At 70.1% G+C, this 15,184-nt stretch carries 15 protein-coding genes and 1 other RNA gene; 8 read left to right on the top strand and 8 right to left on the bottom strand.

Features of this window, described 5'->3' with window-relative positions; all coding sequences use genetic code 11:
• Positions 1–246 precede the first annotated feature (246 nt).
• Both JOE55_RS11460 and JOE55_RS13625 read left to right on the top strand, forming a co-directional pair.
• A complete protein-coding gene (locus tag JOE55_RS11460) occupies positions 247–846 on the top strand; it encodes a GDSL-type esterase/lipase family protein (RefSeq protein WP_204782983.1) in 600 nt (199 codons plus the stop codon).
• A gap of 137 nt (positions 847–983) precedes the next feature.
• Positions 984–1,058 (top strand): 50S ribosomal protein bL37, encoded by a 75-nt coding sequence (locus tag JOE55_RS13625; protein WP_014300525.1) that lies wholly within the window; start codon positions 984–986, stop codon positions 1,056–1,058.
• A 126-nt stretch (positions 1,059–1,184) separates the two neighbouring features.
• Here the strand turns inward: JOE55_RS13625 and rsrA are convergent, their stop codons facing one another.
• Positions 1,185–1,511, bottom strand: coding sequence for a mycothiol system anti-sigma-R factor (rsrA, locus tag JOE55_RS11450; protein WP_006215243.1), 327 nt, complete (start codon positions 1,509–1,511; stop codon positions 1,185–1,187).
• Positions 1,512–1,513: 2 nt separating this feature from the next.
• The gene (locus JOE55_RS11445; RefSeq protein WP_006215244.1) at positions 1,514–2,326 is read right to left on the bottom strand and encodes a sigma-70 family RNA polymerase sigma factor; all 813 of its coding nucleotides are present in this window, start codon (positions 2,324–2,326) and stop codon (positions 1,514–1,516) included.
• A gap of 361 nt (positions 2,327–2,687) precedes the next feature.
• Between JOE55_RS11445 and JOE55_RS11440 the strand changes: the two genes are divergently transcribed.
• From JOE55_RS11440 to hisN, 4 genes are read left to right on the top strand one after another with little or no spacing between them, the layout of a single operon-like run.
• Positions 2,688–3,326, top strand: a complete 639-nt coding sequence (locus tag JOE55_RS11440) for a DoxX family membrane protein (protein WP_006215246.1) — start codon at positions 2,688–2,690, stop codon at positions 3,324–3,326.
• Between the two features lie 46 nt (positions 3,327–3,372).
• On the top strand, positions 3,373–4,866 hold the full coding sequence (gene aroA, locus JOE55_RS11435) for a 3-phosphoshikimate 1-carboxyvinyltransferase (RefSeq protein ID WP_006215247.1): 1,494 nt from the start codon (positions 3,373–3,375) through the stop codon (positions 4,864–4,866).
• Positions 4,853–5,962 carry a ribosome small subunit-dependent GTPase A gene (gene rsgA / locus JOE55_RS11430; protein WP_058871273.1) on the top strand — a complete coding sequence of 370 codons (1,110 nt, stop codon included), beginning with the start codon at positions 4,853–4,855 and terminating at the stop codon, positions 5,960–5,962. The genes aroA and rsgA overlap by 14 nt, the downstream gene beginning before the upstream one ends.
• A gap of 21 nt (positions 5,963–5,983) precedes the next feature.
• Positions 5,984–6,775, top strand: coding sequence for a histidinol-phosphatase (gene hisN / locus JOE55_RS11425; RefSeq protein WP_204782982.1), 792 nt, complete (start codon positions 5,984–5,986; stop codon positions 6,773–6,775).
• A gap of 118 nt (positions 6,776–6,893) precedes the next feature.
• Here hisN and JOE55_RS11420 read toward each other — a convergent pair whose 3' ends face one another.
• Together JOE55_RS11420 and JOE55_RS11415 are read right to left on the bottom strand one after the other, a co-directional pair.
• Positions 6,894–7,643 (bottom strand): DUF4190 domain-containing protein, encoded by a 750-nt coding sequence (locus JOE55_RS11420; RefSeq protein WP_204782981.1) that lies wholly within the window; start codon positions 7,641–7,643, stop codon positions 6,894–6,896.
• 177 nt (positions 7,644–7,820) lie between these two features.
• Positions 7,821–9,674 (bottom strand): BCCT family transporter, encoded by a 1,854-nt coding sequence (locus tag JOE55_RS11415; protein ID WP_204782980.1) that lies wholly within the window; start codon positions 9,672–9,674, stop codon positions 7,821–7,823.
• 436 nt (positions 9,675–10,110) lie between these two features.
• Here JOE55_RS11415 and JOE55_RS11410 point away from each other — a divergent pair, with 436 nt between their 5' ends.
• Positions 10,111–11,325 carry an integrase core domain-containing protein gene (locus JOE55_RS11410; RefSeq protein ID WP_204781793.1) on the top strand — a complete coding sequence of 405 codons (1,215 nt, stop codon included), beginning with the start codon at positions 10,111–10,113 and terminating at the stop codon, positions 11,323–11,325.
• A 38-nt stretch (positions 11,326–11,363) separates the two neighbouring features.
• Here JOE55_RS11410 and ssrA read toward each other — a convergent pair.
• The 3 genes from ssrA to prfB all read right to left on the bottom strand — a co-directional run bounded on the left by ssrA (position 11,364) and on the right by prfB (position 13,498).
• Positions 11,364–11,738: a transfer-messenger RNA gene (gene ssrA / locus JOE55_RS11405) on the bottom strand.
• A 134-nt stretch (positions 11,739–11,872) separates the two neighbouring features.
• Positions 11,873–12,367, bottom strand: a complete 495-nt coding sequence (smpB, locus tag JOE55_RS11400; RefSeq protein ID WP_006215252.1) for an SsrA-binding protein SmpB — start codon at positions 12,365–12,367, stop codon at positions 11,873–11,875.
• Between the two features lie 9 nt (positions 12,368–12,376).
• On the bottom strand, positions 12,377–13,498 hold the full coding sequence (prfB, locus tag JOE55_RS11395) for a peptide chain release factor 2 (protein ID WP_024290816.1): 1,122 nt from the start codon (positions 13,496–13,498) through the stop codon (positions 12,377–12,379).
• A gap of 174 nt (positions 13,499–13,672) precedes the next feature.
• On the opposite strand from prfB, the gene JOE55_RS11390 reads away from it, so the two are divergent.
• The gene (locus JOE55_RS11390; protein WP_006215254.1) at positions 13,673–14,122 is read left to right on the top strand and encodes a hypothetical protein; all 450 of its coding nucleotides are present in this window, start codon (positions 13,673–13,675) and stop codon (positions 14,120–14,122) included.
• Here the strand turns inward: JOE55_RS11390 and JOE55_RS11385 are convergent.
• Positions 14,080–15,039, bottom strand: a complete 960-nt coding sequence (locus JOE55_RS11385) for a LysR family transcriptional regulator (RefSeq protein ID WP_239547465.1) — start codon at positions 15,037–15,039, stop codon at positions 14,080–14,082. The genes JOE55_RS11390 and JOE55_RS11385 overlap by 43 nt on opposite strands.
• Positions 15,040–15,184: the final 145 nt, after the last annotated feature.

Here is a 15,184-nt window from a genome sequence, read left to right as displayed (position 1 = left end):
CGCCCGGTCCGCCTCCCGCTGCGGCGGCAGGAGGGCCGGGCGCCGTCGTCACGACCAGGCGTCACCCGTCGTCCCATGTCCCGCGCGGTGCCCGTGCGCGGCCCCGCAGGATGTACCGTTGCCACAGCGGCGGCACAGGCTGCATGAGACGGGTGCCTGAGTCACCGGCGGCCCGATCGAGGCCCTCCCCCGAGGCCCGGACCGCACCGCCCACCATCCGTGCTGAACATCAAGAAGAGGAACCCCGTGGAGCAACGCAGGATCAGAATGGTCGCGGTCGGCGACGAGCTGCTGGCCGGCGCCGGAGACCCCCGGGCGCTTGGCTGGTACGGCCGCGTGCTGGCCCGCACGCCCCATGACGTGGTCCCGATCTCCTCCTACGTCCTCGCCGCCCCCGGCGAGGGCAGCGAGGCGCTCAACGACCGCTGGTTCGGCGAGGCCTCCCTCCGCTTCGCCGCCGGTGCGGACAACCGCCTGGTGATCGCTCCGTCCACGCGCGACGTCGACCTGGCCATCACCACGGCGCGCTCGCGCCTGCACATGGCCAACATGGTCGACACCGCGGCGCAGTCCAACGTGAAGGTGCTCGTGTTGGGCCCCCCGCCCACCCTGGACCCGGATCGCAACCGGCGCATCGCCGATCTCTCGGCCGCCTTCGCGGACGTCGTCACTCGGCGCAACCACATCTACGTCGACACCTTCAATCCGCTGCAGCACCACGAGCAGTGGCGCAAGGACCTCTCGGCGAACGACGGCAGCCCCGGCCAGGCCGGCTACGGCCTCATCGCCTGGCTCGTGCTGCACCGCGGCTGGTACTCCTGGCTGGATCTGCCCGAGCCGCAGTGATCCGCGCGATCGGCGCCGCCTCGTTCCCTCCGCATGCGCGGATGTGGAACAATGGGCGGATGTCCGCGGAAGGCTGCGGGCGGTCCCACGCCGTCCGCCCCCGTCGGATCCCCGACCACTCGACCGAGGAGGCACGCATGAGCAAGCGTGGACGCAAGCGCAAGGACCGCCGCAAGAACAAGGCGAACCACGGCAAGCGCCCCAACTCCTGAGCCCGTTCCCGGGCCGGACTGGGACAGCAGTGAGCGAAGGCCCCGACCAGGGCGGCTCGAGATCCTCGAGCTCCTCCGGTCGGGGCCTTCGTCATGCGCGCGGGGACAGCTCTCCCGCGACTGTGCTCACTGGGTGCTCTGGCGGACGGACTCCGACTCCGCCTGGGCTCCGGCCTCGGTGCGGCCGCAGGCCTCGTTGATGCGGGACATGATCGAGGCCCGCAGGGTCTCCGGGGCGGTCTCCGCGCAGGATCGCCGCACCGCGGTGCGGATCTCCCGCTCGAGGTCGTGCTCGTGCGTGCAGTCCGGGCAGTCGTCCAGGTGCTCCGCGATGGCGCGGACGTCGTCCACGGTCAGGGCGCCGTCAAGGTACTCGTGGATCCGCTCGAGCTGGGCCTGCGAGCAGCCGCAGGGAGCGCCGTCGTCGTGAGCATCGCGCTGGGAATCGGTCATGGTCAGTCCTTCTGCTTCTCGTCGGTGGTGCGCTGGGCGGCCCGGGCCCTGGCGGCGGACTTGGTGTCGGCGGCCGCGCTCTGCGTGGCGGAGGACTTGCGGCGACCGCCCTTGGTGGTGTCGATCCCGCGGTCGGCCGCGTAATCGCTGAGCATCTCGCGCAGGAGCCGACGGCCACGATGCAGCCGCGACATCACGGTGCCGATCGGCGTGCCCATGATCTCGGCGATCTCCTTGTAGGCGAAGCCCTCCACATCGGAGAGGTAGACCGCCATGCGGAAGTCCTCCGGCAGCTCCTGAAGGGCGCGCTTGACGTCCGAGTCGGGCAGGTGGTCGAGGGCCTCGACCTCCGCCGAGCGCAGGCCGGAGGAGGTGTGCTGCTCCGCGCGGTGCAGCTGCCAGTCCTCGACCGTCTCGGTGTCCGCCTGCTTGGGCTCGCGCTGGCGCTTGCGGTACAGGTTGATGTAGGTGTTCGTCAGGATCCGGTACAGCCAGGCCTTGAGGTTCGTGCCGGGGCGGTACTGGTGGAAGGACGAGAACGCCTTGGTGTAGGCCTCCTGGACGAGATCCTCGGCATCGGCGGCATTGCGCGCCATGCGCAGCGCCGCCGCGTAGAGCTGGTCGACGTAGACCATGGCCTCGCGCTCGAAGCGCTCGGCACGCTGCTCCGGGGTCTCGGTCTCGAGGTCCACGGGCTGCTCCTCAGGGGCAGCCGGGCCGGACTCGGCCATCAGGTCGTCATCGGGCGCGGTCTCGACGGGGCCGTCCTGCGCGCTCGGCTTGGTCCGGTCCGCGGTGTCATCTGCTTCGCTCATCGCGGACAAGTCTAGGCGGGCCGGAGCAGTCGCGGCCGTGCGGGTCGCTGTCAGCACCATGTCCCTCCTCTCCTGTCCTGTCGGGTCCGGCAGGGTCTGTCTGCCTCCCGGTGCGTCGACAACGCGCAACGGTCGGCGGGGCCTGTCTATTCCGCCGGGTCGCGGCCGCGACCTCCCGGACCTCCGCGCGGCGCAGGTGAAGCGCTGTGCAGGCAGCCCCTTCCGGCCGCCGGATCGTGACGCCGTCCCGACACCTCGGGCCAGCGCCGGTGCGGTGACCGACAGCCTGGTTAGGATGGCCGGTAACAAGGGCCACCGGTCCGCGCACGCCGGACCGCCAGTACATACAGGAGGACCCCTTATGAGCATCATCCGCATCATCGCCCGTCCGCTGCTGGCCACCGGCTTCGTGGTCAACGGCGTCGACGCCTTCCGCAACTCGTCGCGCTCGGCCGAGCACCTGGCCCCGGTCCTGACCGGCGTCGAGCGCGCCGTCCCGCAGGCCAAGTCGGCCGTGTCCAACAGCGCCGTCGTGGCGCAGGGACTGGCCGCCGCGCAGGTCACCGCCGGTGTCGCCTACGGCCTGGGCAAGTTCCCCCGCACCGCAGCCTCCGTGCTGGTCGTGACCACCAGCCTCAACGCGTACCTGGACTTCCAGGCGGCCGAGCACGGCTCCAAGGAGCAGAAGGCCGCTCGCCGCAACTCCGGTCTGAAGAACGTGTCGCTGATCGGCGCCACCATGCTGGCCACCGTGGACACCAACGGCCGTCCGTCGCTGGCCTGGCGCGCCAAGCACTTCGTGGATGCGGCCACCAAGTCCTCCAGCAGCTTCGCCGCCGATGCCTCCAAGCGCCTCGAGCAGGCCCAGAAGTCCGCTGAGAAGTCCACCCGCGGCTCCCGCAAGGCGGCCAAGAAGGCTGCCGAGCAGGCGCAGAAGCGCTCGGCCGAGCGCATCAAGCAGGCGCAGAAGGCCGCCAAGAAGGCACAGAAGAAGCGCTGAGCGCCCTTCGCCGAACCACCTCGTCGAACCCCGAACGGAGCACTGCGTGACCCGCGATCTCCCGGAGGAGCCCGAGCACCAGGAGCCGGTCGCAGCCACGTCGCTGTGGCCGGCTCCTTTCCTCGGCTCCCGTCCCGTCCAGGCCTCCCTCACCGTCCCCGGGTCCAAGTCGCTGACCAACCGCTGGCTGCTGCTGGCCGCCGTGGCCGATGCCCCGTCGCGCCTGAGGGCTCCGCTGCGCTCCCGGGACACCGAGCTCATGGCCCAGGCCCTGCGCGAGCTCGGCGCCCGGGTGGAGGACGTCCCGGGCCACGGAGATTTCGGCGACGACTGGCTCATCACCCCCATCCCGTTCGAGCACCTGCGGACGCAGGCGGCCGCTGAGGATGCCGCCGGAACGGCGACCGAGCGGCGGATCGAGTGCGGGCTGGCCGGCACCGTCATGCGCTTCGTGCCGGCCCTGGCGGCCCTGGTGCCCGGTCGCACCGAGTTCCACGGGGACGCCGCCGCCGAGCGCCGACCCATGGGGCCGGTCATCGAGGCCCTGCGCGGGCTCGGCGTGGAGGTCCAGGAGCTCGGCGAGCCCGGGCGCCTGCCCTTCGCCGTCATCGGCCGTGGTGCCCTGCCCGGCGGGCAGCTGAGCATCGACGCCTCCGAGTCGTCCCAGTTCGTCTCGGCGCTGCTGCTGGTGGCCGCCCGCTTCGAGCACGGCCTGCAGCTGCGCCACGTGGGCGCTGACGGCGCAGGCGTGCCGTCCCTGCCCCACGTGGAGATGACGCTGCAGACCCTGCGGGAGGCCGGTGTGCGCGTCGAGGGCTCCGAGCCCGCCGCCTGGTCGGTGTCCCCCGGGACCGTGCAGGCCGTCGATCTGAGCATCGAGCAGGACCTGTCCAATGCCGGGCCGTTCCTGGCGGCGGCCGTCGTCTCGGGCGGCACCGTCTCGATCCCCCGCTGGCCGTTGCGCACCACTCAGGGCGGAGCCCACTGGCAGCAGATCCTCCCCGCCTTCGGGGCGCAGGTGAGCCTGGAGCCGGAGGCCGACGGCCAGCACGGGACCTTCACCGTCAGCGCGTCCAAGCCGCCGCACGGCGTGGACCTCGATCTCAGCCAGGCCGGGGAGCTCGCACCGACCGTCGCGGCGATCTGCGCGGTGGCGGACTCGCCATCGGTGCTTCGCGGGATCGCCCACCTCCGCGGGCATGAGACCGACCGTCTGGCCGCCCTGGTCACGGAGATCCGTCGGATCGGCGGCCGCGCCGAGGAGACCGCCGACGGCCTGCGGATCGAGCCGGGGCAGCTGCACCCGGCCGTCATGCGCTCCTACGAGGACCACCGCATGGCCACGGCCGCCGCCGTGATCGGACTGGTCCTGGACGGGGTGCAGGTCGAGGACATCGCCACGACCGCCAAGACCCTGCCGCAGTTCCCGCAGCTGTGGAATCAGATGGTCACCGGCTCCGTGCTGGACACCGGTGCCGTGCCCGTCCAGCCCGGGTCCTCCCCCGTTCCCCAGCGCTCAGACAGCCATGGCGCGCGCTGATCGCAGGGCATCGTCCTGGGACGAGCTGGACGAGTCGGACGTTCGCGTCCGGGCCAACAAGAAGGGCTCCCGGCCGCGCACCAAGGAGCGGCCCGCCTACGAGGACGCCGTGATCGGGCGGATCGTCGCGGTGGACCGCGGTCGGTTCACCGCTGTCGTCGACGAGTCCTCGGACGACGAGCGCCTGGTCACCGCGGTGCGCGCCAAGCAGCTGCGCCGCACCCCCATCGTGGCCGGTGACAGGGTCGGCCTCGTCGGGGACGTCTCCGGACGCCCGGACACCCTGGCCCGGCTGGTGCGCCTCGAGCCGCGCACCACGCTGCTGCGCCGCAGCGCCGATGACACCGATCCCGTCGAGCGTGTGGTCGTGGCCAATGCCGACCGTCTGGTGATCGTGGTGGCGGCCGCGGATCCGGAGCCGCGCACGGGCTTCATCGACCGCTCCCTGGTCGCCGCCTACGACGCCGGCATCGAGCCGCTGCTGATCATCACCAAGACGGATCTGCAGGACCCGTCGTGGCTCATCGAGCACTACCGGGCGCTCGAGCTGTCCGTGCTGACCTCCGGAGCCGCCGGCGATGGCGCGGCAGCGGCCGAGGAGGACTCGCTGCCGCTGGATCAGCAGCTGGTCGACGCGCTGCGCGAGAGGCTGCTGGGCAGCGTCTCCGTGATGCTCGGCCACTCCGGCGTCGGCAAGTCGACGCTCGTCAACGCCCTGACCGGCGCACAGCGGGCCACGGGCGGCGTCAACGCCGTGACCGGTCGCGGTCGGCACACCTCGTCCTCGGCGCTGGCGCTGCGGGTCCCCGACTCCCCCGCCGGCACGTGGATCATCGACACCCCCGGTGTGCGCTCGTTCGGCCTGGCGCATGTGGAGCCCGATCGGATCGTCGAGGCCTTCGACGAGCTGGGCCCGGCCATCGCCGAGTGCCCCAAGGGCTGCACGCACCTGGCCGAGGCGCCCGGCTGCGCCCTCGACGCATGGGTAATGCAGGGACGCGCAGGTCAGGCGGGCCCCGAGCGCCTGGAGTCGCTGCGGCGCCTGCTGAGCTCCGGACACGAGCAGGAGGCCGAGTCCAAGACCCTGGGGGCCTGAGCCTCCGCTAGCCTGGAGCGCATGCGCCCTCACGGTTCCTACACGGACGACCTCCGCCTCGCCCACGTGCTCGCCGACACCGTCGACTCGCTCACCATGGCCAGGTTCCGCTCCCAGGAGCTTCAGGTCGAGACCAAGCCCGATCTCACCCCGGTGACCGATGCCGATCGCGATGCCGAGCAGCTCATCCGCGCGCAGCTGGCCCGGGTCCGCAACCGGGACTCCGTGCTCGGCGAGGAGTTCGGCACCACCGGCTCCGGATCCCGGCAGTGGGTCGTGGACCCGATCGACGGCACCAAGAACTTCGTGCGCGGCGTGCCCGTGTGGGCCACGCTGATCGCCCTGATCGACGACGGCGTCCCCGTGGTGGGGCTGGTCTCCGCCCCCGCCCTGCAGCGGCGCTGGTGGGCCGGAGCCGGCACCGGGGCCTGGGCAGGACGATCCCTGGCCAAGGCCGAGCGGCTGAGCGTCTCGTCCGTGGATCGGCTCGAAGACGCCTCGCTGTCCTACTCGTCGCTGAGCGGGTGGAGGCAGCGCGGGCGGCGCGAGGACTTCCTGGAGCTCACGGACCGCGTCTGGCGCACCCGCGCCTACGGCGATTTCTGGTCCTACTGCCTGGTGGCCGAGGGCACCGTGGACCTGGCCGCCGAGCCGGAGCTGAACCTGTACGACATGGCCGCGCTGGTCCCCATCGTGGAGGAGGCCGGCGGGCGCTTCACCGGCCTCGACGGAGCCCCCGGCCCGTTCAGCGGCAATGCGGTGGCCAGCAACGGGCTGCTGCACGACCAGGCGCTCGAGCTGATCGGGGACTGATCCCCTGCGCCTTCCAGGAGGGCATGCAGGAGGGGCCGAGGCATGATGCCTCGGCCCCCTCGTCTGCGTGCGCGAGCAGGTCCTTGCCGCTGGGCTGGAGCACCGCGGCGCGGATCGCTCAGCTGGCGGTCGCAGGCTCCTCGTCGAGCTGCTGGTCGACGGTGTCGTTGACACACTGCTCGAAGTCCGCCTGGTCCTGCGTGGTCATCTCGGTGCCCATGTAGGTGTCCCAGCAGCTGCGGACGTCCGGGTCGTTGAAGACCTGGATCATGGCCGCGCCGAAGATCAGCGAGAGCACCAGGATCAGGCCGTTGAGGATCAGGCCCAGGCCGTTGAGGATCACGCCCGCGATCCCGAACCCCTTGCCCGCACGCGCCTTGGAGGCCCGCACGAGGGAGACGATGCCCAGGATCAGGCCGATCACGGCGGCGATGATGAACAGGCCCAGGAGCCAGAACAGCAGGACGCTGACGATGCCGAGCACCAGGGACGCGATGCCCATGCCCTTGCCGTCCTTGACCTTGCGGCCGGGCTGGTAGCCGCCCTGGGCGTAGGGGTCCTGGTTCGGGTAGCCGCTGTAGGACTGCTGCGCCGGGGCGCTCGCGCCCGCGCCGTAGCCGGCGGTCTGCACCGGCTGACCGGCGCTGTACGAGCTCTGGCCGTCGTCGTAGCGGCCGTACTGCGGGACGCCCTGCTGGGACGGGGCGGGCTCCTGCGGGGCGCGCACGCCGTAGCGGGGCGCCTCCTCCTGGCCGGGATCGTGCGCGGGGCCCTTGGGGCCGCCGTCGCGGGCCGCGCCGTCTGCCCGTGCGCCGCCGTCCGACCACGGGGACGACTGGTCTGCGTTGTGCGGGGGCTGGTAGCTCAAGTCCGTCTCCTGAGGGAGGTCCGATGTTCGTGGGTCGCCTCCGATTCTCCCACAGCCGCACCGGAGGAGGCGCCGTGCACAGAGGCGTGAGAAGGGCCGCCGAGCGCGATGCTCGACGGCCCTCCTGGGTTCCGATCGCCGGTCACAGCCCCTCGGGGCGCTGACCGACGTCGGGGATCACTTCTTGTCGCTGCTCCTGAGTCGGCGCAGCGTGCCCGTGACCGGGCCCGTGGTGCGCGAGAGCCGGTAGTCGATCCGGTTGTCCACGCGCGAATCCACCTGGGAGCCGAACCGCGAGTCGAAGTCGTCCTGGAGCATCTCGGAGACGCGCCGGTAGCGCTGCTCCAGCTCCCGGTCCTGCATCTGCTCCAGGTCCGTGCGCATGGCCTTGACCGTGGCGATGGCCATGAGGATCAGGATCACGGAGAACGGCAGCGCCGTGATCAGTCCCGCGGCCTGGATGACGGTGAGCCCGCCGGCCAGCAGCAGAGCTGCCGCGATCAGGCCCTCGAGCACGGCGAACGTCACACGCGACCACGTGGGCGGGTTCGGGTGGCCGCCGGAGGCGAGCATGTCCACCACGAGCGAGCCCGAGTCCGAGGACGTGATGAAGAAGATCGCGATGACCACGATCGCCACGACGGAGAGGATTCCGCCGATCGGCATGCCCGCCAGCAGATCGAACAGAGCGGACTCGGCGATCACGCCCTCCTCAGGGTCGACCAGGCCGCCCTCACCGAAGAGCTGGCGGAACAGGCCCGCGCCGCCCATCACGGAGAACCAGAAGAACCCGACCGTGGTGGGCACCAGCAGCACGCCGGCGACGAACTGGCGCACGGTGCGCCCGCGGGAGATGCGGGCGATGAACACGCCCACGAAGGGCGCCCAGGAGACCCACCAGCCCCAGTAGAAGATGGTCCAGGCAGCGCCCCAGGCCGCGCCTTCCTCGCCCTGGTAGGCGCCGACGTCGAAGCTCATGTTCAGCACGTTGGCCAGGTACACGCCCAGGGACTGGATGAAGTTCTGGAACATGAACAGCGTGGGACCCAGCAGCAGCACCGAGATCAGCAGCAGGCCCGCCAGCGACAGATTGATGTTCGACAGCCACTTGATGCCTCGACCGAGGCCCGTGACCACAGAGGCCGTGGCCAGGAACGTGATCACGACGATCAGGATGATCAGCAGCGTCATATCCGCCGACTCGACGACGCCCATGGCGGCCAGTCCCGCGCCGATCTGCTGGACGCCCAGGCCCAGCGAGGTCGCCACACCGGCGATGGTGCCGAAGACGGCCAGGATGTCGATCACGTCGCCCATCCAGCCCTGGACGCGCTTCTCGCCGAGCAGCGGCTCCAGCGCCCAGCGGATGGACACCGGACGGCCCCGACGGTGGATCGCGTAGGCCAGGGCCAGGCCGATCACGGCGTAGATGGCCCAGGGGTGCAGGCCCCAGTGGACGAAGGTCTGGGCCATGCCCAGCTGGGCAAGCTCCACCTCGTCGCCGGTCCAGCCCGGCTTGGGGGAAGAGGTCGCGTAGGTCAGAGGCTCGGCCACGCCGTAGAAGACCAGACCGACGCCCATGCCGGCGGAGAAGAGCATGGCGAACCAGCTCAGCCAGGAGAACTCCGGCTCCTCGCCGTCGCGCCCCAGCTTGATGCGGCCGAAGCGCGAGAAGCACATGTACAGGGCGAACACGATGAAGGCCGCGATGACCGTCATGTAGTACCAGCCCAGGTTGGTCACCAGCCAGGTCTGAGCACCGATCAGCACATCCGAGGTGAAGTCCGGGAAGATCAGCGCCGAGGCCGTGACCACGACGATCGCGATCAGCGACGGCCAGAACACCGCCGGGGCGATGCTGCCGCCGCGCAGGCGGACGCCCTGGGCCTTGAGCTTCTCGGTGATCTGGGCATCGGTGTCGTCATCGCCGATCTGGTGCTGGGGACGCAGATCGGAGTCCAGCGGGTCCTCGGGAGGCGGCCCGCCCGGGCTCGAGGTGGGGGATGTGGATTCGTCCGTGATCTCGGACATGCATTCCTTCCGCGCCGCCGCGGGATCTGCGGATCCGACGCGGACCCGCCCGGGCAGCGACTATCAGGCTTCTTTGAGATGTTGTGCTCCACCAGGTAAACACCTGGGAGCGCACTTGTCAGCTTCATGCGCTGTGAATCGCGCCGCAGGGGTCGCTCCACTGCCGCTCCCCCGCCGAATCGACGCCTCCCTGCTCGATCTCGGCGTTTGCGCGCAGGGAGGCGTCGATTCGGCGTTCTCCGAGCGGTCGCGGGGCGAACTGACGCAGAGTCGGCAAGGACATGGGGGCACAACGACAAGCGCCCCGGACCGCATGGTCCGGGGCGCTTGGTCGATGCCCTGGGGCATCACAAGTGGAGATGGGGGTGTTGAGTCTCAATACCTCGTCACCACATGTCTCAATACCCCAGCAACACCACCGGACCCACGATGAGACATGACCCGTCGCCGCCAGATCATCACCGCCGTGACCACCGGAACCCTCACCCAAGCCCAAGCAGCACGGGCCTACGGCGTCTCACCCTCGATGGTTTCCAAGCTATTGAGACAGTGGGCCCGCGAAGGCACAGCCGCCTACTACACCAAGCCCTCCACACCCCACGGACACCCCGCAGCCACCCCACCAGCCACGATCCGCGCGATCACCGCCCTGCGCACCGAGCTCACCACCCAAGGCCTCGACGCCGGCCCGGCCACCATCGCCGCGACCCTGGCCACCACCCGACCCGAGCTGCCCATCCCCTCCCGAGCCACGATCGCCCGGATCCTGCAGCGCGAAGGACTCATCACCGCCGAACCCCGCAAGCGTCCCAAGTCCTCGCTGCACCGCTTCGAAGCCGACCTGCCCAACTCCTGCTGGCAATCCGACTTCACCCACACCGCCCTGACCCCACCAGCGCCCCCAGCTCCGGCAACACCACCTCGACCCTCAGCGCAGGCCTGGCGCGAGCACGACGTGGAGATCATCACCTGGCTGGATGACTACTCCCGCATGGCCTTGCACATCTCGGCTCACCAGCGCATCACCGGCGCGATCGTGGTCGAGACCTTCACCGCCACCACCAAGATCTACGGGCCCCCGGCCTCGACCCTGACCGACAACGGGCTGGTCTACACTGCCCGCTACCGCGGCGGAGTCAACGCCTTCGAGAAGCTGCTGCGCTCCCGCAGCATCGAACAGCGCAACGGCCGCGGAGGCCACCCGCAGACCCAGGGCAAAGTCGAGCGCTTCCAGCAGACCCTGAAGAAGTGGCTGGCAGCCCAGCCCCCACCAGCAGACCTGCCGGGCCTGCAGGCCCTGCTCGATCAGTTCCGCGAGATCTACAACACTCAGCGGATCCACTCAGCGAAGAAGACCACCCCGTACGCCGCCTACATCGCCGCACCGAAGGACACCCCAGGGCCCCTGGCACCGGCCACGACCCGGTTCCGCACCGACAAGATCGACGCCACGGGCAAAGTCACGCTGCGCTACGACGGCCAGCTCTTCCACATCGGCATCGGCCGAGCCCACGCCCGAACCCACGTCGTTCTGATCGTTGAGGACCGCGAGATCACCATCGTGGCCAAGGCCACCGGAGAGATCCTCCGCGAGCTCACCCTGGACCCCACGCGGAAGTACCAGCCACAACGAAAAACACCCCGAACCTGAGGGTTCGGGGTGTTTCCGATGTACTGAGACATCACAACAAGTGGAGATGGGGGGAATTGAACCCCCGTCCGGTGCAGCTTCTTCCGGGCTTCTCCGGGCGCAGTGTGCTGTGGATTTTCTCAACCCTGGTCCTTGTAGCACACGTCTCGACCAACAGGCTCAGTCGCGTAAGTGTTCACCAGCCGTCCGCGACGTACGGCTGAAGCAGTGGCCTTCTAGCTGATGCCAGACACCGGGGCGAAGGCGACCCCGGGCTGACAGACTGCTGTCGCTAGCTCAATCAGGCAGCGAGAGCGAAGTCAGTGCGCTTGGATTCGGCACTTATTGGTTTGCACAGGACGTTTACGAGATGACTGTGCTTTCTCGGCCCGCTTCACCAGAATCGACTCACACCGTCGAAACCGATCATCCCCATATGCTGTTGTCAACCAGCTCCGACGACTGCCCCTGAGGGCCGTTGCCGGACACATGAGTCTACTGCTCGACGCCCGGGACGACAACACCCCGCCGACCGCAGCCGTCGGGGTGAGCGGTGCTGGAGAGCGCTTCAGCGCATGTTGCGGTAGCGCATGGCGCGCTGGGCCTCGCGGTTGTCCTGGGCCTCGCGCAGTGCCTGACGCTTGTCGAACTCGCGCTTGCCGCGGGCCACGCCGATCTCCACCTTCACGCGCTTGCCGTCGCGGAAGTACATGCTCAGCGGCACGATCGTGAAGCCGGACTCGCGGGTCTTCTGCGCGATCTTGTCCAGCTCCGAGGCGTGCAGCAGCAGCTTGCGACGGCGCTTGGCGGAGTGGTTGGTCCAGGAGCCCTGCAGGTACTCCGGGATGTTCACGTTCTCCAGCCACAGCTCGCCGCGGCGGTCGAAGGCGCAGTAGCCGTCCACCAGCGTGGCGCGGCCCATGCGCAGCGACTTCACCTCGGTGCCCATCAGGGCGATCCCGGCCTCGTAGGTGTCGAGGATCTCGTAGTCGTGCCGGGCCTTCTTGTTGTTGGCGACGACATCACGGCCGTCGTCGTTCTGCTTCTTCTTCTTGGTCGCCATGCGGCCTTATCACCCCTCGGACGGATCGGGCGTCGCGCCGGCGCGCCAGCGGATGCCCGCGTCCACGAAATCGTCGATCTGGCCGTCGAACACGGAGGAGGGGTTGCCCTCCTCATGGTTCGTGCGCAGGTCCTTGACCATCTGGTACGGATTCAGCACGTAGGAGCGCATCTGATCGCCCCACGACGCCTTGACGTCTCCGGCCATCTCCTTCTTCTTCGCGTCCTCCTCGGCCTTGCGCTGCAGGAGGATGCGCGACTGCAGCACGCGCAGGGCGGCGGCGCGGTTCTGGATCTGCGACTTCTCGTTCTGCATGGACACGACGATCCCCGTGGGGATGTGGGTCATGCGCACCGCCGAGTCCGTGGTGTTCACGGACTGACCGCCCGGGCCCGAGGAGCGGAAGACATCGACCTTGAGCTCCGATTCCGGGATCTCGATCGTGTCGTCCGACTCGATCAGCGGGATGACCTCCACCGCCGCGAACGACGTCTGGCGGCGGCCCTGGTTGTCGAACGGCGAGATGCGCACCAGGCGGTGGGTGCCGGCCTCGACCGATAGCGTGCCGAAGGCGTACGGGGTCTTGACCTCGAAGGTCGCCGACTTCAGCCCCGCCTCCTCCGCGTAGGAGGTGTCCAGGACCTTGGTCGGGTAGCCGTGGCGCTCGGCCCAGCGCAGGTACATGCGCATGAGGATCTCGGCGAAGTCCGCGGCATCGACGCCGCCGGCGCCGGCGCGGATGGTCACGACGGCGTCGCGCTCGTCGTACTCGCCCGACAGCAGCGTGGTGATCTCGAGCTGCGCCAGATCCTTGCGCACGGAGACGAGCTCCTCCTCGGCGAGCGCGAGGGTGTCGGCGTCGTCCTCCTCCTCGGCCAGCTGGACCATGACCTCGATGTCCTCGATCCGCTCGCCGAGAGCGTCCAGGCGCTTGAGCTGCGACTGCTTGTGCGAGAGCTGCGAGGTCAGCTTCTGGGCGTTCTCGACGTCGTCCCAGAGGTCGGGGGCCGCCGCCTGCTCGTTGAGCTGCGCCACCTCTGCGCGCAGAGCGTCGATGTCGACGACCTCGGTGATGGACGAGTAGGTGGAGCGCAGAGAGCTGATCTCGGCGGGAAAGTCTGTGGTGGCCATAGGGACACAGCCTAGTTCATGCGCACAGGCCGCTCCCCTGCCCCGACCCCTGCGATCACGACGGTCGCAGGAAGTCGTCGCAGCAGCGGCTGACGCGGGCACGCCCGAGCCGTCACAATGGGGACGATCACCCCAGCGGACCCGGCCGTCGGTCCGCCGGCCCGAGGAGCATCCGTGCCGTCCCTGTCGCTGAACCCGTTCAAGACCCTCGAGAACCTGCTGGACCGCGATGGCAGGCACCTGGGCCGCAAGGGCGAGGTGGTCGACGACATGATCGAGCTGCGGCGGAAGATCGACGCCTACGAGTCCGGCCAGGACACCTGGGACATCTGGTCGCAGGTCACCCGCGAGAAGATCCAGTGGGCGCGCGTGGACATCGTCCCGACCTACATCGTGGACCGCATCGACGAGGTGCTCGAGGTCATCGATCCGCGCCGCGGCGAGGACTGGCGGGACCGCGACATCGCCCTGTCCACCCTGGACCGGCTGGTCACGGATCAGATCCGGATCAACACGTGCCCCGACGCCGGGCTGCGCCAGCTCAAGCAGCTGAAGTACTGGCGCGACGGGCAGTGGAAGCGCTACCCGCTCCGAGCGGAGTCCTCGCGGCTGCCGGAGCGCTGAGCACCGTCCGTCCCGGGCCCGGCGGGCTGCTTGGCGCCGGGCTGCGGGTAGCGTCCGCGCACGAACCGGCGGAGGTCGCGGGCGAGCTCGGCCAGAGCGCCGGCGGCATGGTGGTCGGGGTCCCAGGCCGCGTGCAGTCGGAGGGTGAGGGGGCTGCCGTCGTCGGCGAGGATCGCCAGCGGCACGAGCTCGAAGCGCGGATCGTCGCTGAGCACCGTCAGACCGCGGCCCGAGGCGGCCAGCGCCTGGGCGATCACGGGCGAGCCGACCTCGACCGCCGGCTCCACGCCCAGCCCGGCGGCCTCGAAGGCGGCGTCCAGGCTGCGACGGGCGTGGAACGACCGCTCGAGCAGCAGCAGGTCGGTGTCGGCGAGCTCGCGCACCGTGATCGCCCCCGTCCCGGCCAGCGGGTGCCTGGGGGCCGCATAGGCCCACAGCCCCAGCTGCGCGACCTCGATGGACTCGAGGCCGGCGGTGGGGGCGATCGGAGCCACCGCCAGGTCCGCGCCGCGGCGCAGCGCCGGATAGAGGGAGTCCACGGGCGCCTCCAGGACCGAGGCCAGCGGGGCCTCGGGCGACCACTCGGCAAGCCAGGGGGCCACGACGTCATCGCGCGTGGTGCCGGCCGATGCGATCCGCACGCGCTGCAGGGATCCGGCGGCGGCGTCGGCGGCCGTTGCCTCGAAGGCGGCCGCGCCGCGCAGCAGCTCCCGCGCCTCGGGCAGCAGCTGCTGGCCGGCCGCGCTCAGGCGCATCCGAGCGCCCTCCCGGTCGAACAGGCGCACGCGCAGCTGCCGCTCGAGCTGGAGCAGCTGGCGGCTGACGGCCGGCTGACCCAGGCCGAGCCGGGCTGCCCCGGCCGTGACGGTGCCCTCCTCGGCCACGGCGACCAGGCTGCGCAGCGCACGCAGGTCCATCCCCACCCCTATTCCTGATCGGCATGGCGATCATCGAGAACCGATATTGGACAGCATAGGCAGGCGCAGACGACAGTGGTGGCCATCACCGTCGTCGCGGTGCCCGCACCGGCTCGCAGCCGGCGCAGCCCGCGGCGAGCATCGC

Origin of the sequence: Kocuria palustris (assembly GCF_016907795.1) — a bacterium.
GTDB classification, from domain to species: Bacteria; Actinomycetota; Actinomycetes; order Actinomycetales; family Micrococcaceae; genus Kocuria; species Kocuria palustris.
The sequence above is the reverse complement of the archived record's forward strand: the minus strand, read 5'-3'. Positions and strand labels throughout refer to the sequence as shown.